The organism is Rothia sp. P5764 (assembly GCF_048512965.1).
Taxonomy (GTDB): domain Bacteria; phylum Actinomycetota; class Actinomycetes; order Actinomycetales; family Micrococcaceae; genus Rothia.
The window spans coordinates 62,908-83,225 of sequence record NZ_JBLXXQ010000002.1; the positions used below are offsets into that span (position 1 = coordinate 62,908).

22 protein-coding genes are annotated in these 20,318 nt (G+C 57.0%); 18 read left to right on the forward strand and 4 right to left on the reverse strand.

Features of this window, described 5'->3' with window-relative positions; translation table 11 throughout:
- Positions 1 to 47: 47 nt before the first annotated feature.
- The 6 genes from ribB to hisF all read left to right on the forward strand — a co-directional run bounded on the left by ribB (position 48) and on the right by hisF (position 4,662).
- Positions 48 to 1,364, forward strand: coding sequence for a 3,4-dihydroxy-2-butanone-4-phosphate synthase (gene ribB / locus ACN08Y_RS03985; protein WP_419111903.1), 1,317 nt, complete (start codon positions 48 to 50; stop codon positions 1,362 to 1,364).
- On the forward strand, positions 1,354 to 1,971 hold the full coding sequence (gene ribA, locus ACN08Y_RS03990) for a GTP cyclohydrolase II (RefSeq protein ID WP_419100471.1): 618 nt from the start codon (positions 1,354 to 1,356) through the stop codon (positions 1,969 to 1,971). Before ribB ends, ribA begins: the two co-directional genes overlap by 11 nt.
- 106 nt (positions 1,972 to 2,077) lie before the next feature.
- The gene (gene ribH / locus ACN08Y_RS03995; RefSeq protein ID WP_419100470.1) at positions 2,078 to 2,548 is read left to right on the forward strand and encodes a 6,7-dimethyl-8-ribityllumazine synthase; all 471 of its coding nucleotides are present in this window, start codon (positions 2,078 to 2,080) and stop codon (positions 2,546 to 2,548) included.
- Between the two features lie 141 nt (positions 2,549 to 2,689).
- Positions 2,690 to 2,953 (forward strand): phosphoribosyl-ATP diphosphatase, encoded by a 264-nt coding sequence (locus tag ACN08Y_RS04000; RefSeq protein ID WP_419100469.1) that lies wholly within the window; start codon positions 2,690 to 2,692, stop codon positions 2,951 to 2,953.
- A gap of 30 nt (positions 2,954 to 2,983) precedes the next feature.
- Positions 2,984 to 3,829, forward strand: a complete 846-nt coding sequence (gene hisG, locus ACN08Y_RS04005; protein WP_419100468.1) for an ATP phosphoribosyltransferase — start codon at positions 2,984 to 2,986, stop codon at positions 3,827 to 3,829.
- Between the two features lie 71 nt (positions 3,830 to 3,900).
- Positions 3,901 to 4,662, forward strand: coding sequence for an imidazole glycerol phosphate synthase subunit HisF (gene hisF / locus ACN08Y_RS04010; protein WP_419111904.1), 762 nt, complete (start codon positions 3,901 to 3,903; stop codon positions 4,660 to 4,662).
- Here hisF and ACN08Y_RS04015 read toward each other — a convergent pair.
- Together ACN08Y_RS04015 and ACN08Y_RS04020 are read right to left on the reverse strand one after the other, a co-directional pair.
- On the reverse strand, positions 4,659 to 5,822 hold the full coding sequence (locus ACN08Y_RS04015) for an MFS transporter (RefSeq protein ID WP_419111905.1): 1,164 nt from the start codon (positions 5,820 to 5,822) through the stop codon (positions 4,659 to 4,661). The two genes, hisF and ACN08Y_RS04015, sit on opposite strands and share 4 nt — an antisense overlap.
- A gap of 4 nt (positions 5,823 to 5,826) precedes the next feature.
- A complete protein-coding gene (locus ACN08Y_RS04020) occupies positions 5,827 to 6,312 on the reverse strand; it encodes a DUF2087 domain-containing protein (protein WP_419100465.1) in 486 nt (161 codons plus the stop codon).
- Between the two features lie 303 nt (positions 6,313 to 6,615).
- Between ACN08Y_RS04020 and ACN08Y_RS04025 the strand changes: the two genes are divergently transcribed.
- From ACN08Y_RS04025 to ACN08Y_RS04035, 3 genes are read left to right on the forward strand one after another with little or no spacing between them, the layout of a single operon-like run.
- Positions 6,616 to 7,857: an alpha-hydroxy acid oxidase gene (locus ACN08Y_RS04025; RefSeq protein WP_419104331.1), complete on the forward strand. Its 1,242-nt coding sequence runs from the start codon at positions 6,616 to 6,618 to the stop codon at positions 7,855 to 7,857.
- A gap of 1 nt (position 7,858) precedes the next feature.
- Positions 7,859 to 9,220, forward strand: a complete 1,362-nt coding sequence (locus ACN08Y_RS04030) for an MFS transporter (RefSeq protein ID WP_419111906.1) — start codon at positions 7,859 to 7,861, stop codon at positions 9,218 to 9,220.
- A 42-nt stretch (positions 9,221 to 9,262) separates the two neighbouring features.
- Positions 9,263 to 9,862, forward strand: a complete 600-nt coding sequence (locus ACN08Y_RS04035; protein ID WP_419100462.1) for a DUF4230 domain-containing protein — start codon at positions 9,263 to 9,265, stop codon at positions 9,860 to 9,862.
- A 188-nt stretch (positions 9,863 to 10,050) separates the two neighbouring features.
- On the opposite strand, the gene ACN08Y_RS04040 is transcribed toward ACN08Y_RS04035, so the two are convergent.
- Entirely contained in the window at positions 10,051 to 10,692 is a 642-nt protein-coding gene (locus ACN08Y_RS04040) for a TIGR03085 family metal-binding protein (protein WP_419100461.1), read from the reverse strand.
- A gap of 64 nt (positions 10,693 to 10,756) precedes the next feature.
- Here ACN08Y_RS04040 and hisI point away from each other — a divergent pair, with 64 nt between their 5' ends.
- The 9 genes from hisI to ACN08Y_RS04085 all read left to right on the forward strand — a co-directional run bounded on the left by hisI (position 10,757) and on the right by ACN08Y_RS04085 (position 18,692).
- Positions 10,757 to 11,155 carry a phosphoribosyl-AMP cyclohydrolase gene (gene hisI, locus ACN08Y_RS04045; protein ID WP_419100460.1) on the forward strand — a complete coding sequence of 133 codons (399 nt, stop codon included), beginning with the start codon at positions 10,757 to 10,759 and terminating at the stop codon, positions 11,153 to 11,155.
- A 98-nt stretch (positions 11,156 to 11,253) separates the two neighbouring features.
- A complete protein-coding gene (locus ACN08Y_RS04050; protein WP_419111907.1) occupies positions 11,254 to 12,822 on the forward strand; it encodes an anthranilate synthase component I in 1,569 nt (522 codons plus the stop codon).
- A complete protein-coding gene (locus ACN08Y_RS04055; protein ID WP_419111908.1) occupies positions 12,823 to 13,434 on the forward strand; it encodes a Trp biosynthesis-associated membrane protein in 612 nt (203 codons plus the stop codon).
- A gap of 155 nt (positions 13,435 to 13,589) precedes the next feature.
- Positions 13,590 to 13,838: an HGxxPAAW family protein gene (locus tag ACN08Y_RS04060; RefSeq protein ID WP_419100457.1), complete on the forward strand. Its 249-nt coding sequence runs from the start codon at positions 13,590 to 13,592 to the stop codon at positions 13,836 to 13,838.
- 166 nt (positions 13,839 to 14,004) lie between these two features.
- On the forward strand, positions 14,005 to 14,829 hold the full coding sequence (gene trpC / locus ACN08Y_RS04065; RefSeq protein ID WP_419111909.1) for an indole-3-glycerol phosphate synthase TrpC: 825 nt from the start codon (positions 14,005 to 14,007) through the stop codon (positions 14,827 to 14,829).
- A 52-nt stretch (positions 14,830 to 14,881) separates the two neighbouring features.
- Positions 14,882 to 16,222, forward strand: coding sequence for a tryptophan synthase subunit beta (trpB, locus tag ACN08Y_RS04070; protein WP_419111910.1), 1,341 nt, complete (start codon positions 14,882 to 14,884; stop codon positions 16,220 to 16,222).
- Positions 16,222 to 17,082: a tryptophan synthase subunit alpha gene (trpA, locus tag ACN08Y_RS04075; protein WP_419111911.1), complete on the forward strand. Its 861-nt coding sequence runs from the start codon at positions 16,222 to 16,224 to the stop codon at positions 17,080 to 17,082. The genes trpB and trpA overlap by 1 nt, the downstream gene beginning before the upstream one ends.
- Positions 17,079 to 18,038 (forward strand): prolipoprotein diacylglyceryl transferase, encoded by a 960-nt coding sequence (gene lgt / locus ACN08Y_RS04080; RefSeq protein ID WP_419100453.1) that lies wholly within the window; start codon positions 17,079 to 17,081, stop codon positions 18,036 to 18,038. Before trpA ends, lgt begins: the two co-directional genes overlap by 4 nt.
- A gap of 174 nt (positions 18,039 to 18,212) precedes the next feature.
- Complete coding sequence (locus ACN08Y_RS04085) at positions 18,213 to 18,692, forward strand: hypothetical protein (protein ID WP_419111912.1); 480 nt, start codon at positions 18,213 to 18,215, stop codon at positions 18,690 to 18,692.
- Between the two features lie 124 nt (positions 18,693 to 18,816).
- On the opposite strand, the gene ACN08Y_RS04090 is transcribed toward ACN08Y_RS04085, so the two are convergent.
- Positions 18,817 to 19,839, reverse strand: a complete 1,023-nt coding sequence (locus ACN08Y_RS04090; protein WP_419111913.1) for a phosphotransferase — start codon at positions 19,837 to 19,839, stop codon at positions 18,817 to 18,819.
- Positions 19,840 to 20,318: the final 479 nt, after the last annotated feature.

A 20,318-nucleotide genomic window follows, 5' to 3' on the forward strand; every position in this document is an offset into this window, starting at 1 on the left:
GACTTTTTACCTAGCCGAACTTTCCAACCAGCCCGAAAGACCCCCTCATGTTTACAGGAATTATTGCCGCAACAGGAACCGTAGAATCCATTGAACCGGTCCTCGACTCAGCAGGCCGCCCCAAATCCGCGGTGGTCACAATCAAGGCGGGCGATCTTATCGCTGACCTTGAGCACGGCGGTTCCTTAGCCGTCAACGGCGTGTGTCTGACCGCCACCCGCACCCAGGAAATTGCCAAGGGTAGCTTTGCTGCTGACATGATGGGCGAAACCCTAGAGCGCACCAACCTAGGCAGGTTGGCCCCCGGCGACCGGGTCAACCTGGAACGCTGTATGCCCGCCAACGGTCGCTTTGACGGGCACCTAGTGCAAGGACACGTTGACGGGCTGGGCACCGTTGTGCTGGTTCAGGACCACGAGTCCTGGCGGACCATCCGGATTAGGGCACCCCGTGATATGGCCTCCTACCTGACAGAAAAGGGCTCCATTACCGTATCTGGCGCTTCCCTGACCATCACCGCTGTTTCCCAACCCCAGGCGGACACCACCTGGTTTGAAGTGGGCCTGATTCCTGCCACCCTTGAAGCAACCACCCTGGGCGAACTCACCGTAGGTGATACCGTCAACCTGGAAACCGATGCGCTGGCCAAGTATGTCCAGCGAATTCTGGCTGTTTCCGGTTCTGTGCCGGGCCTGGGTATAGCTGCCCACGTCCCGGCTGCTTCATCGGCCCACCCTACCGAGGCCCTCGATACCGTTGAACGAGCCATCGCAGAAATCGCTCGTGGAGGGGCCGTAATCGTTGTAGATGACGAAGACCGCGAAAACGAAGGTGATATCATCTTTGCCGCCGAACATGCCACCCCTGAGCTCATGGCCTTCACCATTCGCTATACTTCCGGCGTGATTTGTGCCCCGATGAGCGGTGAGCGTGCTGACCTACTCAATTTGCCCCCTATGGTGGAGGTCAACGAGGACGCTAAGGGCACCGCCTACACCGTGACCTGCGATGCACGGTACAAGGTGACCACCGGCATCTCAGCGGCTGATCGAGCCCACACCCTACGAGTACTTGCAAACCCCGAGTCTGGAGCGTGTGACCTGACCCGCCCCGGCCATGTTCTGCCGCTCCGGGCGGTAGAAGGAGGTGTGCGCGTGCGCCCTGGACACACCGAAGCCGCCCTTGAACTGAGCACCCTCGCTGGCCTATCGGGTGTTGGTGTTATCGCAGAAGTAGTGAACGACGATGGCACCATGATGCGCTTTGATGGCCTGCGCGCATTTGCCACCCAGCACAAGATGCCCATGATTTCAATCGCTGATCTCGTGAGCTACCTAGAGGAACGTGACACCTTTGAACAGTAAAATAGCTGAACTGATCCAGAGCAGCGACCCTGTTCTGGTGCCCACTGCGCAGGGTATTTTTGCTGTGCGCGGCTTTGAATTTTCAGATGGTAACGAACACATGCTGGCCACAGCCGTTGATGCTGACGGGAATGAGAAAACGGGGGAGAGCTCCCCACTCATCCGGCTTCACTCAGAGTGCGCTACCGGCGATTTGCTGGGGTCCTACCGCTGTGATTGCGGACCCCAGCTAGAACAGGCGCTAGAGACCGTCCAGCGTCAGGGCGGGGCTGTTCTCTACCTACGCGGGCAGGAGGGCCGGGGCATCGGGCTGGTTAACAAGCTTCGGGCTTATGCCCTACAAGACCGGGGGATAGATACCCTGGACGCCAACCTTCAGCTGGGCTTGCCCGCAGATGCCCGCGACTACACTCAGGCCGCTGCTGTCCTCACAAGGCTGGGGCTCACACAGATCCGCCTGCTCAGCAACAACCCCGCCAAGGCAGAAGCCCTGGAAAGGCTGGGAGTAAGGGTACTTGAACTAGTACCTGACATTGTTGAACCCCGCCCCGAAAACGAGGGCTACCTAGCCACCAAACGCGACCGGATGCGGCACCGCCTGGCCTAGCAACCAGCCCTATAGGGCTCAATGGCCGATAGACTTCAAAACAAGAACTAAGAGAGTGCCTGCCCCTAAGCAGGCAGAACCGAAGGCCCCAAGCAAGGAGAACACCATGAGTGGCGCAGGAGCACCTACACCCACCATTAACCCCCAGGACACCGCCGGGCTATCCCTGGCTATCGTTGCCGCCTCCTGGCACACCCAGATCATGGACGGACTGCTTGATGGCGCCCGCCGTGCGGCCCAGGAGGCGGGAATTGAGCCCCTGATCGTGCGCGTTCCGGGCACCTTTGAGCTGCCGGTAGCTGCCGCTCACTTGGCGGAGAAGTTTGATGCTCTTGTGGCTCTGGGCGTTGTAGTGCGCGGTGATACCCCGCACTTTGACTACGTCTGTGATGCCGCGACCAGCGGTCTGACCAAGGTATCTGTTGAGAGCAAGACCCCTATTGGCTTTGGTGTTTTGACCTGCCATACCGAACAGCAGGGCCTGGACCGGGCGGGGCTTGCCGGTTCATCCGAGGACAAGGGCTATGAAGCTACCGCCGCCGCATTAGAAACCGTGGTCGCCCTGCGCTCAATCTAAGGCTTCATGACTCAGAAGGTAAGTGCTCAGGGTGGTTTTCAGCTCAGCCCACCCCAGCGCTGGCCTACCGGGGTGCCCGAAATGCAAGATGCGGGCTCCCCAGCTACTCCCACCCACCCAAATCACGGTAGGCTAAAGGGCGTGAAGAATTTTGAAACCCTGTTCGCAGAATTAGCTGAAAAAGCTCAAACCCGGCCTGAAGGCTCCGGCACGGTTGCCGAGCTGGACCGCGGTGTACACTTTATCGGCAAGAAAATTGTTGAAGAAGCGGCAGAAGTATGGATGGCTGCCGAATTCCAATCCGACGCTGAATGTGCTGAAGAAGCCTCACAACTGATTTACCATTTGCAGGTCATGATGATCGCCAAGGGACTGACTCCCGAAGATATCTACAAGTACCTCTAAATCTCATCACCTTGCAAAGGACTATAGACTATGCTGCGCGTTGCTGTTCCCAATAAGGGCATGCTCTCCCAAGCCGCCATTACTATGCTGACCGAGGCCGGTTACCTTCAACGTCGTGACTCTCGCGAGCTGGTTCTGGTGGACCGTGAAAATGATGTGGAGTTCTTCTACCTGCGCCCCCGTGACATTGCGGTTTACGTTGGCGAAGGTACCCTGGATGTTGGTATTACCGGCCGGGACCTGCTGATTGATTCTGGTACCCACGCCGAAGAAGCCCTCAACCTTGACTTCGCCCGTTCTACCTTCCGCCTGGCCGGTCCCGTAGGAGTGTACAGCGACCCCAAAGAGCTAGAGGGTAAGCGGATTGCAACCTCTTATAAGCGTTTGCTGACTGACTACCTGGAGCGTTCCGGTATCAAGGCTTCGGTTGTCAGGCTGGACGGCGCGATTGAGTCGTCTATCCGCCTGGGCGTTGCCGATGCTATCGCCGATGTTGTGGAAACCGGTAACACTATGCGTGCCGCCGGTCTTGAGCCTTTTGGTGACCCGATTATGCGCTCAGAGGCCCTGCTTATTAAACGCCCAGGTGTGGAGGACCATGCCGGTCTTGAACGTCTTCAGCGCCGGCTAGAGGGTGTGCTGATTGCCCGCCAGTACGTGCTGATTGACTACAACATTGCCGAAGAAAACCTTGCTCAGGCGACCCAGCTCACTCCCGGTCTTGAGGCCCCCACTATTTCACAGCTCTCTCGGGAAGGCTGGGTAGCTATCCGCTCAATGGTTCCCCGCAAGAGCGCCAATCTGGTGATGGATAAGCTCTATGAGATTGGTGGTCGCGGAATCCTGGTGACCGCTATCCAAGCCGCCCGCCTTTAACCTCCCCGCGCGGTTCCTCTTCGAGGCCCGCCTACCAAAACATTGACTGACCAATAAGAAAGGGCTAACCCGTGGGTGTAGCTATTCGTGTGATTCCTTGCCTAGACGTTGACGCTGGTCGCGTAGTCAAGGGCGTCAAATTCGAGGGCCTACGCGATGCCGGTGACCCGGTGGAACTGGCCAAGCGCTACAATGCCGAGGGCGCCGACGAGCTAACTTTCTTGGACGTTACCGCCTCTTCATCGGAGCGCCAGACCACCTTTGATGTGGTGGCTTCAACCGCTGAGCAGGTCTTTATCCCCCTGACAGTGGGCGGCGGTGTACGGTCGGTGCAGGACGTTGACCGGCTCCTACGAACCGGTGCCGATAAGGCCTCCATCAACACCGCCGCAATCTCCCGACCAGAGGTCATCAACGAGATTACCGAGCGGTTTGGCTCCCAAGTTTTGGTGCTCTCCTTGGACGCTAAAAAATCTGACGCGACTCCCAGCGGCTATGAGGTCACGACCCACGGCGGACGCAAGTCCACGGGCTTGGACCTGTTAGAGTGGGCCGCTGAGGCCGCCGAGCGCGGTGTAGGCGAGATCTTACTGAACTCTATTGATGCTGATGGCACCAAGGCCGGCTTTGACCTGCCCATGATTCGCGCCGTTCGTCGGGTGGTTTCGGTGCCCCTGATTGCATCGGGTGGCGCCGGTGCGACCGAGCACTTCCCGCCCGCCATTGAAGCTGGGGCCGATGCTGTCCTGGCCGCCTCTATCTTCCACTTCGGTGAAGTCTCTATCGGCGAGGTCAAAGCCGCAATCCGCGAGGCTGGCTACCAGGTACGCTAAACCCTCCCGCGCAAACAGGGGATAACTAGAGCGAAAGCGCCCGCCCCAAGAACTATGGAGCCACTGGTCAGCATAAGCTCACGTGGGACAGCCGATCCCCACAAACCACCGGCAAGGTAGCCAAGGAGCAAGCAGATTTTGACCAGCCAACCGTAGGCCGCCCAGGCTCGCCCCTGCTGGTTCTCAGCTACCCTGCTCATGATGGTGCTGTTCATGAGGCTGATAAAGATCCCGTTGCCAGCCCCAGCTACCAGGTAGATTCCTGCCGCCCCCAGCGCCGTAGGCAGAAGCCAGGCAATACTGAAAATACCAGCACCCATGAGCATGCCACCGGCAACCAAGGGTAGAACCGGGCGATGAGCCGGAATCTTAGCTGATAGAAGAGAGCCCATAATAATCCCCAGCGCCCAGCACCCCGAAACAAGACCGAAGACAGTCTCGTTCAAATGCAGGTAGCCGGTCAGCACAAAGACGGACACCACATCGTCTAAGGATGTTCCCAGAACGCAACAGACCAGAAAAAGAAAGCCTGCCCCGCCCAGAAGCTGGGGGCTTGACAATATCCTAAAACCGAGCAGGGCGCCCTTGGTTTCCCTTGCCTCCACAACGAGCGCGTCCCGGGTCGATACCGCAAAAGCCAGTAGGGCCACACAGAAGAGGGCCAGTGAACTGGCCAGCAGGAGCGCCTGAACAAGCCCCTGCCCAACCAGCAAGCCACCCACCGCTAGGCCCAGAACACCGGCAAGGCCCGCAATCATGCTCAACCAAGAACCTGTGCCTTGGGTATCGGTTGAATAGTGGGTGGCCAGTTTGCGAGCTACCGGCCCCACCAGCGCGGTAGCTGTGCTAACGGCGAGCGTTCCCAGAATGATAGCTGGCCAGATGGTCCATGCGGCTATCGCACAATAGATAAGGGACTGAAAGGCCAGGGCGAGCGGCCACCACCACCAACGGATAGCGGTGTCAGCGAGCTTGCCACCCCACAGACCCAGAAGAACCTGCGGTAGTAGGGAAGCTAGCAGGAGAGCTGAAAGCAGATTAGCCTGCCCCTCAGCGGCCGCCTTGAGCCCGAAAGCTATGCTGATCATGGACTCACTGACCGAAGAGAGAAAAACAGCACCCAGGACAAGTTTCAGTTTGAAAGGGGTGGAGCGAGTCATCTGCCTACCTTTCAGCCAGATAACCCGGCAACCAGATAGCCTCCCAATCGGGTGCCTCAGCGTGCAGGAGCGTGCCTTCGCGCACGGCAAGCTGGGTAGCTAGCCGGTAGCTCCTGCCGCTTGAGCTTCGCACCAGATAGCCGTATTGCACCATCTCCCGGCGCATGAACGCAAAGTCGTGCCAGAGTGCTTTCAAAATCTCGTTGACCTCTGGCTCAGAGTAAATTCGGCCCGGCTCAAAGTAGGTGACCAGGTGCAAGAGAATATGGGCCCGCGTTCTGCGTTTGGATGGCCAGCTTGTGAGAACCCCGTCTTTGAAGAAGCGCTGTACCACGGTTTGGTGGGTGAGTTCAGCTTGAGCTACGAGTGAGGGTTCTGCTGTTTGCTGAGCTAGTTCATCGATCAGACCCTGCCGGGCAGCGGTAAAGTTCAGCCCGGTTTCCTGCATGCGGGCGCGGACAAGTTTTTTAAAGTTTCGGTTAGCGGTCATAGATACAACGATTCCTGCGTACTCTAGCTACGCCGTCTATCGGTATTCCTATGCCAGCCAGCCCGCTGTCAGGGCTGCTCCCAGAGAAAATCTATTCCCTTCGCACTGTGTGCCGCTTGCTAGAGTTACGGCTGGTGCTGGGCGTTGGGGCCGCCACAGATATTAAAGCACACCCTCTAGCTTGAAAAAATAAAATAATTTATTTTTCCCTAGTTTTTAAAAAAATAGATGGATTTTTTAGCTTGCGGTGCCAAGCACGATAACCTATCTGATACCCAAACGTGAAAGAAACCGGGAGTCATTATGCCTACGCCTCGCCTGGTACCTCTAAGGCGCCAGCTTCCATCAGCTCACATGCTCAAGGACTTTATGAAGTTCGATCTGCCCACCACAGATTTCCGGGCCCGCCGCCTAGCTAGAGCAGCCGACTCTTGGGACCTGCGCGCTCTAGCCCAACGACGCACCCCAAAGGGTCCTTTTGACTATGTAGATGGTGCTGCAGAGAAAGAGCTGTCACTACAGCGGGCACGTCAAGCCTTTGACAACCTGGCCTTCGAGCCGGGGGTGCTACGAGATGTTGCCCAAGTCGATCTATCAACTGGCATGGCTGGAGCCCCTTCCGCTATGCCGCTGGCTATTGCCCCGACAGGTTTTACCCGCATGATGCATGCCGAAGGCGAAATCGCAGGTGTGAAGGCCGCTCATCAAGCAGGTATCCCTTTTACCCTCTCTACTATGGGAACTGAGACCATCGAAGATGTTGCCGCCGCAGGACCAGACGGTCGCCGCTGGTTCCAGCTCTACCTGTGGAAGGAGAACCGTTCTAAGGCTTTTGAGCTGGTTGAACGTGCCCACAAGGCAGGCTATGACACCCTCATGGTAACCGTTGACACCGCTGTGACCGGTGCCCGCCACCGGGACGTTCGTAACGGCATGACCTTCCCTCCCAAGCTAAGCGCCAAGACTGTCATTAACGCTAGCTACCGGCCTGAGTGGTGGTTCAACTTTCTGACCACCAAGCCTTTAGGTTTCACCAACTTTGGGGAGGGAACCAAGTCGGTGCAAGAGATCGGCAATATGTTCGATCCCACCCTCAACTTTGAGGACCTTGCCTGGCTCAGGCAGCAGTGGCCCGGCCAGTTGCTGGTTAAGGGGATTCAGACAGTATCAGATGCCCAGCTATCTGTAGAAGCTGGTGCTGATGGTGTTGTCCTGTCCAACCATGGGGGCCGCCAGCTGGATAGGGCACCAGTGCCCCTCTATACTCTGCCGGAAGTCCGCCAGCGCCTGGGGAATGACTACACTGTCCTGCTGGATACCGGTGTCATGTCCGGGGCAGATGTCGTTGCTGCCTGCGCCTTAGGAGCGGACGGTGTCATGATTGGACGGGCCTATCTTTATGGTCTGATGGCCGGCGGGGCAGAAGGAGTCTGCCGCCTGCTGGATATCTTCCGAGCAGAGATGACACGTACCCTACAGCTCATGGGCATCAGCTCTCTTGACCAGCTCACTCCCGATCACGTCCGTTTGGATTGGAGGCCTTAGAATGAGCACTCTTGCTACCCTCAAAGCAGACTTGAACCCTAATACCCGCAGAGCACTGCTGGCTTCTATGCTGGGCTCCTTGGTTGAATGGTATGACTATGCTCTATACGGAGCTGCAGCCAGTTTGGTCATCGGTCCGCTCTTTTTTGGGCAGATGGAATCAGGCTCGACCATCGCCGCCTTTGCCACCTTTGCTGTGGGCTTTGTGGCCCGCCCCCTGGGTGGTCTCTTGATTGCCTGGTTGGGGGATAGGCGGGGCCGTAAACCTGCCATGCTCCTGACCATTATCATCATGGGTATTTCTACGGTGGGTATTGGCCTTTTACCGACAGCTGAGCACCTCGGTGTCTGGGCAGTGGTTCTACTGGTTATTTTGCGTCTCTTGCAAGGGCTGGGTGCTGGCGCAGAACTAACGGGGGCACTGACGCTGGTAGCTGAGTACACTCCGGTACAGCGCCGAGGTTTTTGGACCTCTCTGGTTCTTTCAATGCCACCAGCTGGCTCCCTGCTGGCCACTTTAGCTTTTATGCTGGTGAGCGGACTGCCGGAAGAAACTTTTAGAGGCTGGGGTTGGCGTCTTCCCTTCCTGCTTTCGGCGGTACTTTTTGCAGTGGCAATTTTTATCCGTAACAAGCTGGAGGAATCCCCGGAGTACCGAGCTGCTATGGCTCAGCAGGAGCAGAAGAAAGAGGCCCTCAAAGTTCCCTTGGCAGATGTCTTGCGCACCAATTTCAAGCAGGTACTCATCGGCTTTATGGCTGTTACCGGCCACAATGCCAATAACTACATCATTTCGATTGTTTCGATTACCGTCATGATTAACTACGGTGGGCTAAGCCGCAGCGATGCCCTGATGCTGGTTATGCTGGCAACTATTTTTGGTGTTGTGCTATCACCGGTGGGTGGTGCCCTGGGCGATAAGCTGGGAGCTGGCAAGGTCATGCTCCTGGGATCAGTCACAGGACTAATCTTTGCCTTCCCACTGTTTACGGCACTAACGTCGGGTAGTTTCCTGCTCATTTTCTGTGCTCTCTCCATTTCTTTTGGTGTCGTCTTGGCGACGACATCGGGCCCCCAGGGTGCTTTCCTGGTTAACCTCTTTCCCATCAAAACCCGCTTTACTGGCGTTGCCTTGGCCCGTGAACTGAACGGTGTGGTGATTGCAGGTTTCACTCCTATGATCGTTGCTGCACTCTTTGAATTCGGTCAGGGGAGTATCGTTCTGCCCTCCCTCTATATGGCTACTTGTTTCGCTGTGACAGTGGTGGCAACCCTATGGGCTAAGGACTCGGGTAATAATTCCGCTGCCCAGGTTGTCCCGGCAGTCAATGGGTGGGATCCTGAGCTCAGTTCTAAGGTATAAACCGGGCTTTAGTCTGGAAGATTTTTGAGGAATAGATCCCACATGAAAAAGAAAACACGGGGCTTGGCCCTATTCCTAGTGCTGGTAGCCTTGGGTGTTTTAGCGGTGAGTGCTATCTTCCCTAAGAAAGATGACCTCAACCATGAATTGTCGGAGGGCTTTGAACCAATTGCAGAGCTCAGCCTAGAAAAGTACTACTTCACAGATATAGCAGTCATTGATGAGCCCGCAAAGGTTCTTGGCTTGGATATTCCCTTTGCACACAAGAAGGTCATCTTCACCTATGAGGGCTCAGTCAAAGCTGGGATCGATAACTTTGAGGCTATAGAGGTAGCAGTGAATCAGAAGTCACAGACAATCACTCTGAGAGCCCCAGATGTCAGGCTGCTAGAAACCAAAATAGACCCCTCCAGCGTCAGGGTCTACGATCAGTCCATGAACCCTTTCAACCAGCTAAAAGTGGAGGATATTACCGGGTTACTGGCTAGCAAAGAGCAAGAAGCCAAGGACAAAGCCCTTGAAAGCGGTCTGCTGGACCGAGCCCGGGACCGTGCCAAGAGCCTGCTTTTATCCCAGGTGCAGAGCCTGGTTACCGGGACCTCTCTTGAGGGCTATAAGGTTGAGCTTGAGTGGCAGGGCTAAGGGGTGACAGGGCTAAGGACGATCCCTGGGCGGGGGAGAGATGCTGGGCCTCTAGGCCATCAACTGTAGAGACTTTACTCTCATGATTAAGCGGTAGGGGTGGACGTACGCCACTCCTACCGCTGAGATTAAAACACAGGGTGAAAAGGATTAAAGAAAGTTCAGCCATAAAAAATGGCTGGCTCAAGTTAACCTGCGAGGGTAGCCTGAGAGGCATCTTCCCGGCCAAAGAGGTAGAGCACCAGTTCGCCCGGTTGGCCGGTCAGAATCTGCGCCCTTTGACCGGGATGCGGAGCAATAACTGTGTGGACGCTGGGCCGGTATCCCGGTGCATCCAGTACCAGGCCAGGGGGGAACTTCTTACCGGCCATGAGTCGAGCGCGTTTTCGCAGAGCCTCCCAGAGCTTTTGCTGAACTTCGTCCTGTAGGGTGCGCGGTTCCACGGTGGCATCGGCGGCCCGGCGTACGTCCTCGGTATGCACAAAGTACTCCAGCAGGTTCATGGCCAGGTCGAGCTGAGGGGCGCGCGAACGCATGCCCAAATACCCCGGCAGAGCCTGAAAACGCGCCAGCCCCTGCTCGTATCGCTCGGGTTCGGCCAAATCATCAGCCAGTTGCCCGGTCAGTCGGTCAGTGCGGGCGGCTAACGGTCCGCCAACAACACCTGCCGCGGCCAGTGGTTGCGACTCTCTCAGGAGTAGGTGGGCCAGCATGTGCCTGGTTTCCCAACCCTCACAGAGGGTAGGGGCCAAAGGGCCTGCTTGGGACAGTGCCAAGCAGAGAGCTTGGCGTTCAGAAGTTACGAGTTCTAAGGGAGAAAGTGCCGTCATGCTTCCTATCCTAACCCTAGGGCGAGAGCAAAGCGGCTTGGGGCCTATCGGTTAGGATAGTTGGGTGACTACACCACTTCAAACCGCCGCCCCCCAGCCCTCGCTTGACCCCGCTATTGCCGCTCAACTCAAGCGTGATGAGAATGGGCTCTTTGCCGCAATTATCCAGCAGTTCGACAGTAAAGAAGTTCTCATGCTGGGCTGGATGAATGATGAAGCCCTAGGTCGGACTCTGACCGAGGGGCGGGTAACTTTCTGGTCACGTTCTCGCCAGGAATACTGGCGTAAAGGTGATACCAGTGGCCACTACCAGTACGTTAAGAGCGTCAGCATCGACTGTGACGGTGACGCACTTTTGGTGCAGGTAGACCAGGTAGGAGCTGCCTGCCATACCGGAACCCCCACCTGCTTTGAGGCGGGTGGAGTTTTACCCGCCGTCAGCGGAACACGGCCTGTAGAATAGGCCCGACTAGGCCTTTTCGCAGGGCACCTTGTGCGGTTCCCCTGACCCTTGAGGGAACGCCCCCTACTCTCATTCGCCACGTATTGTCAGAGGTAAAGATGCAGGATCTTGGAATCATTGAACCCACCCTTGAAGAGTTTAGGCAACTCGCTACTACCCGCCGGGTTATTCCGGTTCGGGTCAAGGTTTTAGCTGATGCCATGACTCCCATCGGTATTTACCGGTCGCTGGTCCTTGCCGACGGTGCCCCGGCTCCTGGTACTTTCCTGCTGGAATCTGCCAATGAGCAGAAGCAGTGGTCACGCTACTCTTTCATCGGCGCCTCTAGCCGCTCTACTTTGACCACACACGACGGGAAAATTGTCTGGCAGGGTCTCACACCCAGCGGTGCGCCCACCGAGGGCGACCCCGTCCAAGCTATCCGCCAGACCCTTGAGATGCTCCATACCGAACCTTTTGAGAATCTGCCCCCGCTCACCAGTGGCCTGGTGGGCTACATTGGCTGGGATGTTGTTCGTCACTGGGAGAAACTCAGAGGCGGCCCCGCGGATGACCTTAAACTGCCCGAGTTTGCCCTCAATATCGTTTCAGACATGGCGGTTCATGATAACGCCGATGGCACTGTTACCCTGATTGCCAACGCTATTAACTTCAATGGCACCGACGAAAACGTTGATGCCGCCTATGCCGATGCCCTCTCCCGGGTGTACGCCATGATGGACAAGCTGGCCCAGCCTGCCTCCGAGAGCGTATCAACCCTGTCTGATATCGGCCAGCTTGAGGACCGCCTTGCCACCGTCAAGCACACCTGGCAGGAGCAGGGTTTCCTTGAGGCAATCGAAAAAGCCAAGAAGAACATCATCGATGGAGACGTCTTCCAGATCGTGATTTCACGGCGCTTTGAAGTGGAGAATCAGGCAAATGCGCTCGATGTTTACCGGGTACTGCGCCAGTCCAACCCCTCGCCCTATATGTACCTCTTTAACTTTGAGTCCACCGCAGACCGGGAACCCTTCCAGATTGTCGGCTCATCGCCTGAGGCGTTGGTGACCCTCAAAGACGGCCTAGCGACTACCCACCCGATTGCCGGTTCCCGCCCCCGCGGTGCCAGCCGTGAAGAAGACCTGGCTCTGGCAGAAGAACTCCTGGCCGACGAGAAAGAACGCTCCGAGCACCTCATGCTCATTGACCTGGCACGCAATGACCTCTCACGCATCGCTGTTCCCGGGAGCGTTTCGGTCACCCAGTTCATGGAAATTGAACGTTTTAGCCACATCATGCACATCTCATCAGAAGTGCAGGCTCAGCTGGCTCCTGGCATGAACGCCTACGATGTTCTGCGGGTAGCCTTCCCTGCCGGTACCCTCTCCGGTGCCCCTAAGCCCCGGGCCATGCAGCTCCTTGACGAGTATGAAATCAGCGCCCGAGGCGTGTACGGGGGCGTCTGCGGCTACTTTGATTTTGCAGGTAACATGGACATGGCTATTGCCATTCGCACCGCTGTGCTCAAGAGCGGGCGGGCCTATGTCCAGGCCGGGGCCGGGATCGTGATGGATTCTGAGCCCGCCTCCGAAGCCCAGGAAACGGTCAACAAGGCCGCAGCTCCGCTGCGCGCTGTGCTAACAGCATCGGGACTGGCTCCGCTATCCACCGAGGTGATTTCTTAGATGTCTGAGCAAATACAGAGCGGGGCAAAGACCGTGCCCGCTTGGGCTAAGCCATCCCGGGTGATGGCCGGATCTATGCTGGCCGCTGGGTTAGGCTTTGCTTGCACACTGTCCACCTGGATTCGGGCAGAAGTTACCACGGTCATTGATACGAGCGTAATTGATGTTTCCGGGGCTGATGCCGCTTCAACCGTAAGTGCCCTAGCCTTGGTCGCGCTCCTGGCATCGGTGGCGCTCCGTATCGCTGGCCGACGCTTGCGCAAGATACTTTCGGTCCTTATCGCCGGGGCGGGCCTTGGTCTTGCGGTAGCGGCCTATAGCGTCCAGGCAGACCCGCAGGCAGCGGCGGCGGCTCAGGTGAGCGCCGCAACGGGAACAACTGCGGCGGCTAATGGCTATGAGCTCACTGCTATGCCTTGGCTGGGTCTTGTGGCTGGCTTACTGATCACCCTGAGCGGTATCTGGGCCTTTGCTGCTAGCTCTCAGTGGAGGAGTGGCCGCAAGTACGATCCTTCTACCAGGGGCCAGGGGAGCACGCACTCTGACGAGAACCCCGATGAAATTGATACCTGGGACTCCCTGACGGCGGGGGATGACCCCACAAATCGCTAGCGCTGCAGCTGCTCTGGCCGTCATAAGAGGAACACCGGACACACTAAGTCCTGAAGATTTCGGAAAAGTACCGCCTTATCTCCTAAGATAGATACCAAACATAGGTGCACCCCGCCCATACCCGGTGGACACCCACACACATCAAGGAGTCTTACATGGCACAGCATACCGTCGAGATGGTCCCCGACCTTCCCTATAACAACCACGGCAGCACCATCGCGTCCTGGGCAATGATGATTATTATGATGCTCGGTTCTATTATTGGGGCTGTGGGCTTCTGCCTGGCTAATGCACCCATCTTTACAGTGGGTGTCGCCGTGATTGCCCTTGGTGTTGTTGCGGGTATTGTCTTGCGTTCTGCTGGCTACGGCCAGGGCGGTAAGCACACCAAGTACAACCACTAAATGGCTACTGCAAACCAGTAACTTCTTTCAAGGACGTCACGCACCTGCGCGGCGTCCTTTTGCCTTTCTCACCCGGTGAACCCACCTGGCATGTTGCGGTCCATCTGGGTGATACTAGAAGGGCATGCCACAAAGCGCACCGCGCACACAACCCCAGGGGGCACCTATGACCGTACTCGATGACATCATTGCCGGTGTCCGCCAAGATACGGCGGCACGTCAGGCCCTTCTACCGCTTGAATCTGTCAAAGAACGAGCCTCCGCACAGCCTCCTGCCCTGGATGCTTACAGCGCTTTGCGAGGCGCGAGCCAACAGACCGTAGAGGTAATTGCTGAAGTTAAGCGGTCTTCCCCCTCCAAGGGGGAGCTATCCGATATTCCAGACCCTGCCCAGTTAGCATCCGCCTATCAGGCCGGGGGAGCCGCCGCGATTTCGGTGCTGACCGAAGAACGCAGGTTCAAGGGTAGCCTTGCTGATCTCGACGCTGTTCGTGCGGCGGTTTCTATTCCGGTTCTGCGCAAAGACTTTACGGTGGACGAGTACCAGATTTATGAGGCGCGTGCTCACGGTGCCGACCTAATCCTGCTGATTGTTGCGGCCCTCGACGATCAAACCCTCCGACGCTTCTTGAACCTGACCCACGAACTGGGCATGAACGCTCTGGTGGAAACCCACACCCCTGAAGAGATTCAGCGAGCTATCGCGGTGGGCGCCCGCATCGTAGGTGTTAACGTGCGTAACCTCAAGACCCTTGAGGTCAATAAGGACATATTTGGGGAGCTTGCCCCCTTGCTCCCGCAGGATGCAATTATTGTTGCCGAGTCAGGTGTTGCTTCACCCGCCGATGTTGCCGATTACGCCTCCCACGGCGCGCAGGTTGTGCTGGTAGGTGAAGCACTCGTCAAGTCGGGCACTGCCACCGAGACCTTGCGCGATTTTCGGGGCGCTGGGGAGAGCGCCCGCCACAACTACCTCGATACCAACCAGTAACCAGCCCCGCGCCCACCTGCTATCTACCACCCACTTCCTAAGGACAACCACAGTGACCGAAACCCTCGCCGACCAGTTCCTCGCCAGCGGCCAGAGCCTCAAGAACGCTCCGGGCCCCTACTTTGGTCACTACGGTGGCCGCTACATGGCCGAATCCCTCATCGCCGCTATCGATGAACTCGAAGCAACCTTTAACCGTGCAAAAGAGGACCCCGAATTTTTGGCTGAGTTTCGCCGCCTCTCGGCCGAATACTCCAACCGGCCTTCCCTGCTAACCGAGGTTCCCCGCCTCTCGGCTGAGGCCGGCGGTGTGCGCTTCTTCCTCAAACGTGAAGACCTCAATCACACCGGTAGCCATAAGATCAACAACGTGATTGGTCAGGCACTACTGGCCAAACGTATGGGCAAGACCCGCCTGATTGCTGAGACAGGGGCAGGCCAACACGGTGTAGCCACGGCAACAGCTGCAGCCCTTTTCGGCATGGAATGTGTTGTCTATATGGGGGAGGAAGACACCGAGCGCCAGGCCCTGAACGTGGCCCGTATGCAGTTGCTTGGTGCCACAGTTATCGCTGTTCAAACCGGCTCACGCACCCTCAAGGACGCTATCAATGAGGCCCTGCGCGACTGGGTCTCCAACGTGGATACCACCCACTACCTGCTGGGAACAGCCGCCGGCGCCCACCCCTTCCCGGCTATGGTTCGCTACTTCCACGATGCCATCGGTGCTGAGGCACGCCAACAGTTTATTGAGGCAACCGGCGGGCTGCCCACCGGTATTGCCGCCTGCGTGGGCGGTGGCTCAAACGCTATCGGCCTCTTCCACGCTTTCCTGGATGACCCTGAGGTTAAGATCTACGGTTTTGAGGCCGGCGGTGATGGTCTTGATACTGACCGTCACGCCGCGACCATCAACCTGGGCCGCCCCGGCATGCTCCACGGAGCTATGACCTACCTGATGCAGGATGAGGACGGGCAGACCATCGAGTCCCATTCAATTTCTGCCGGTCTGGACTATCCCGGCGTAGGCCCAGAACATGCCTACCTTTCGGATATTGGCCGCGTGGATTACCAGGCCGTGACCGACAGCGAGGCTATGGACGCTCTGCGCCTGCTCTGCCGCACCGAGGGCATTATCCCCGCTATCGAATCGGCGCACGCCCTGGCCGGGGCCCTGCGCCTAGCCCGTACCTGGGCCGAGGAAGACCCCGCAACAGCTTCCGAGAAATCTATGCTGGTCTGCCTCTCCGGTCGAGGGGACAAGGACATGGAAACCGCTCTGGCCTGGTTTGGCCTGGGCAAAGCAATCCCTTCCAGCAGCCTGAGTGTGGGTAATAAAGAAGCCGCAGCAGAGCAGAAGCAAGTCAGTCAGACTGAAAGCAAAGGTGCCTAATGAGCTACATCTACCATCCTGACCAGGCCCGTTACTCGGTGCGCAAGGGAGTGTTCCCTGCCCCCAACCCGGACTCAAAGCTAGCGGCTCGCTTGGCGGCCTGCAAGGCCGAGGGTAGAACGGCAGTCATTGGCTACCTGCCGGTAGGGTTCCCCACGGTTGATGAGTCCATTGAAGCAGCTATTGAGATGGGTCTGAACGGCGCCGACATCATTGAGCTTGGCCTGCCCTACTCCGACCCCGTCATGGATGGCCCAGTGATCCAGCGTGCAACGGCCCAGGCTATTGCCAAGGGTTTCCGAACCGATGATTTGATGCGTGCTGTTCGCGAAATTACCCAGGCAACCGATGCCGTCGTGGTTGTCATGACTTACTGGAACCCCGTGCTACGGCGCGGTATCGACCGGTTCGCTCAGGAATTGGCCGCCGCCGGTGGCGCGGGCCTGATTACCCCCGATCTGGTCCCCGATGAGGCATCTGACTGGTTTGAGGCCTCAGAAAAGTACGGTTTGGACCGTATTTTCTTAGCGGCGCCGTCGTCTTCACCTGAACGTCTGAAAATAATTTCTCAGGCTTCCAGCGGGTTTGTTTACGCTGTTTCGGTCATGGGTGTAACTGGCGCTCGTTCGTCGGTGAGCACAGCGGCAGAGCAACTGGTGGCAGACTTGCGCGAGGCTGGTGCCCCTGCGGCCTGCGTGGGCCTGGGGGTTTCCCGCCGGGAGCACGTCGAAGAAATCGGTGCCTATGCCGACGGTGTGATTGTGGGTACCGCACTGGTCAAAGCTCTCGCCGAGGGGGGCCCTGACGCTGTGGGTGCTTTGACCCGCGAACTGGCTGGCCGTGAGGTGAAGGCCGCGTGAACGATTCAACTTTGCTAGCCTCCATTCCATCACCCAGTATTTCAACTATCGAGCTGGGCCCGCTGACCATCCACTATTACGCGCTCTGTATTCTGGCCGGCATTATGCTCTGCCTGTGGCTGACCTCCCGCCGGTGGCAGGCCTGGGGCGAGGACCCCGAGCGGGTCTGGGATATCGCCCTGTGGGCAATCCCTCTGGGTATCGTGGGTGCCCGTGCCTACCATGTTCTGATTACTGACCCGGGGACCTACTTCGGTCCCGGGGCTGATCCCCTGGATGTTTTTAAAATCTGGGAGGGTGGTATCGGTATTATGGGTGCCATCTCAGTGGGTGGCTTGGGGGCCTGGCTGGCCTGCCGCCGCTACGGTATTTCTTTGGCCAAGTTTGCCGACGCGGCCGCCCCCGGCATTATGCTGGCTCAGGCGATGGGCCGCTGGGGCAACTGGTTTAACCAGGAACTTTTTGGTAAGCCGACCACCCTGCCCTGGGGCCTTGAGATTTCGGCTAGCTCACCTAACTTCCCGTCCCAGTACCCTGTGGGCACCCTCTTTCACCCCACTTTCTTGTACGAGTCACTGTGGAACATTCTTGGAGCAACGCTCTTGCTTTACCTGGGTAAGAAGGGCTTCTTCCAGCGGGGGCAGACCTTTTGGGCTTATGTCGTCTGGTACGGATTCGGACGTCTGATGATTGAGGCTTTCTTGCGCATTGATACCGCTGAGATGCTCTGGGGCATGCGTATCCATGTGTGGACGTCCGGCGCGATTATGCTCCTGGGTATTGTGATGTTCGCAGTCATGGGTCTAAGAGCCCCTAGAGACGGTGAGCGTGCCGGTGCTTATCAGCAGGTTTCCTCCGTCGCGTCAGCTACCCTCAGGGGTGGCAAGGATCAGCCCAGTTCTTCCTGCTTCGGTGCGCAGGATCCTGCCCCGTCCTCCGCTCCTTTGGGCGACTAGCGCTAGTCTTAGACTTGGAGCCTGCCATGACTGCCGCAAGACCCTGTTCTTTCTCTTGAGCCTCTCTTGATTATCCTGGGGCGAAGAGAGAAGGGGTGGGGTCTTTCTCTTCCCTTGAAGAAATTGCTATGCCTACTTATCAAGCACTAGGGGGTATGTAAAAATGGTTAAAATGTGGAGGCCACCATTCGGCATTTTTCTTTCCCTCACTTCACAACCTTTCCCGCTTATGTGCTGTCTTCTGCGCTGTGGGCGCTGGCGATTTTTGGGTTACTGGCCTCACTGGGGACATTTTTTTCTTGGCGATTTTTTGAACCCGGTCTGACTGTTTTCTTAGCCACTTTTGGCCTTATCGTGCTGGCATTCTTACCCACCTACTTCAAGTTTAAAGAAGCGAAGAACCAATCAGGCGAAGTTGTGCGCCCTGGAATGTGGCAAGCCTGGTTGCCCACCAGCCCCCTTGAAGCTGTGCTAGCCCTGGTCATATATGGCTTTGCTGCAAACGGTATCTATTACGCTCTTGCCTCAATAGCCGGTGGAAACTTTACCCGGCTTACGGTGATGCTCGGTTTGGTAACAGCGCTTCCTATGGCTGGAGTCGGCTTCAACCGGCACCTATCGCGGGGGCACTCAGAACCCAAAGTAGTGGAGTAGATCAGGTCACGGGGCCAGCAGGTTTAGCTGTCCATATTCGGTCTCAGGAGGGTATCGCTATTGTCTGTGATTAGCTTTAGCACCCCTGGCTAATCAATGAGTCTTTTGAGGTTGGGGTAGCGGATTAGGTATGGTCCAGGGCCAATCTACCCAGCAATGCGGATGCGCGGTGGGCCCGCATGCTCACCAATGACGAGTTGGTAGACCTGCTAGGCGTGGCTGTCGAGGCGTAGAGGTAATAGCCGGCTAGAGAGATAAGGGTAGCCCTGAGGAAGTCTTCACTGGGCCTATTATGAGCAGGCATGAGTTCAAGGAGCTGGGACAATGACAGCTCTGGATCGGCGATGAGCGCATCCACAGCAATTAGTGCAAGGTCTACCTGGTTGTTGCCCACTGTTGCCCACGGCCAATCCACTAAGATTGCTCTGCCCTGGGGGCCAATGAGGATGTTATCAGCGCGCAGGTCCGTGTGGACGTAGCTATCTCCCGCTAGTCTGCTCATCAATTCCTGATCAACCAAGGTCGCATACTCCGCCGCATGGCTGTTGGCCCAGCTCAGAAGCCCCACGAGCTTGTGGTATGCAGAGGTCTGTGAGGCATGGATAAGCTTCTCCACCCTGATACCTTCAGCCAGTTTGTGCCACAGAGCAAGCTCATCTAGATCCTCTTCAGCCCTGGGCAGTTCAAGGTGCTTAGCAAGGGGAATCTGACCGATATCGGTCAGAGACTGAAAGGTGCTAGCCAGTTCATCCAGTTTCCAGGGGTGGGCTGGCTGGTGCCCCTCGATATCTTCAAGCAGTAGAGCCACCCAGTGACTGCCGTCAGTGGCGGAGATTTCTTGGTTCGCTAAAAGCAGTGGAACCGGTGCATAGGCAGGAAAACTACTAGTAACTCGCGCTTCTTGACGGTGCAGATCTGCTGTATCGGGGTGGGTGGATTCATCAACAGCTTTGAGAAAGGCGCGCTTGCCGGAAGAGAAGATGAGTCGGTCAGCGGTGCCCAGGCTGTAACCTCCGCTCTGCGATATAGCTGTTGTGACGGTGTCTCCCATCGTTTGTTCAACCCAGGTGCGGAGCTCCGTTGGAAGGCCCTGCCAACTGGCCCGCTGGTTGCCAGTAGATAGGGTGCTAGCTGTATCAGCCGTCATTTTTGTTTCCTTTTTCTGCGCTAGTTCAGGCCCTGTTAGCAGACCGCATCTTAAGCAAGTCTGGCGATTAGACGCAATCAGGCATTGTGTACTCAATTTTACATACCGTAAGAGTGTTCACAATGTGAGAGAAAAGGTTTCAAGTATGTATCTTTTCGCTCAAATTCTTGGGGCTAAGGCAACCCATAATTACGAAATATATTCATTTCCTAATACGCTATAAGCCTTGGTTTGCCTGCCTCTATAGTGGAGTTTTGAGCCAATTTCCAAGGCGATAGAGGGTAAACCGATCGACTCATTAGCCGGCGCCTTGTTGTATCTTTACACGCAAGAGCGTATATATTTACACAGATGTAACTCTGTCTCAGAAGACTAGTGAAGCACCCCTCGGCACCCCCTACCAGGGCAGAAGGGAAGGGTGCGAGAACAGTCCCATCCGGCACCCCGGTGATGAACTGTCCACCTGCGCTCCACCGAAT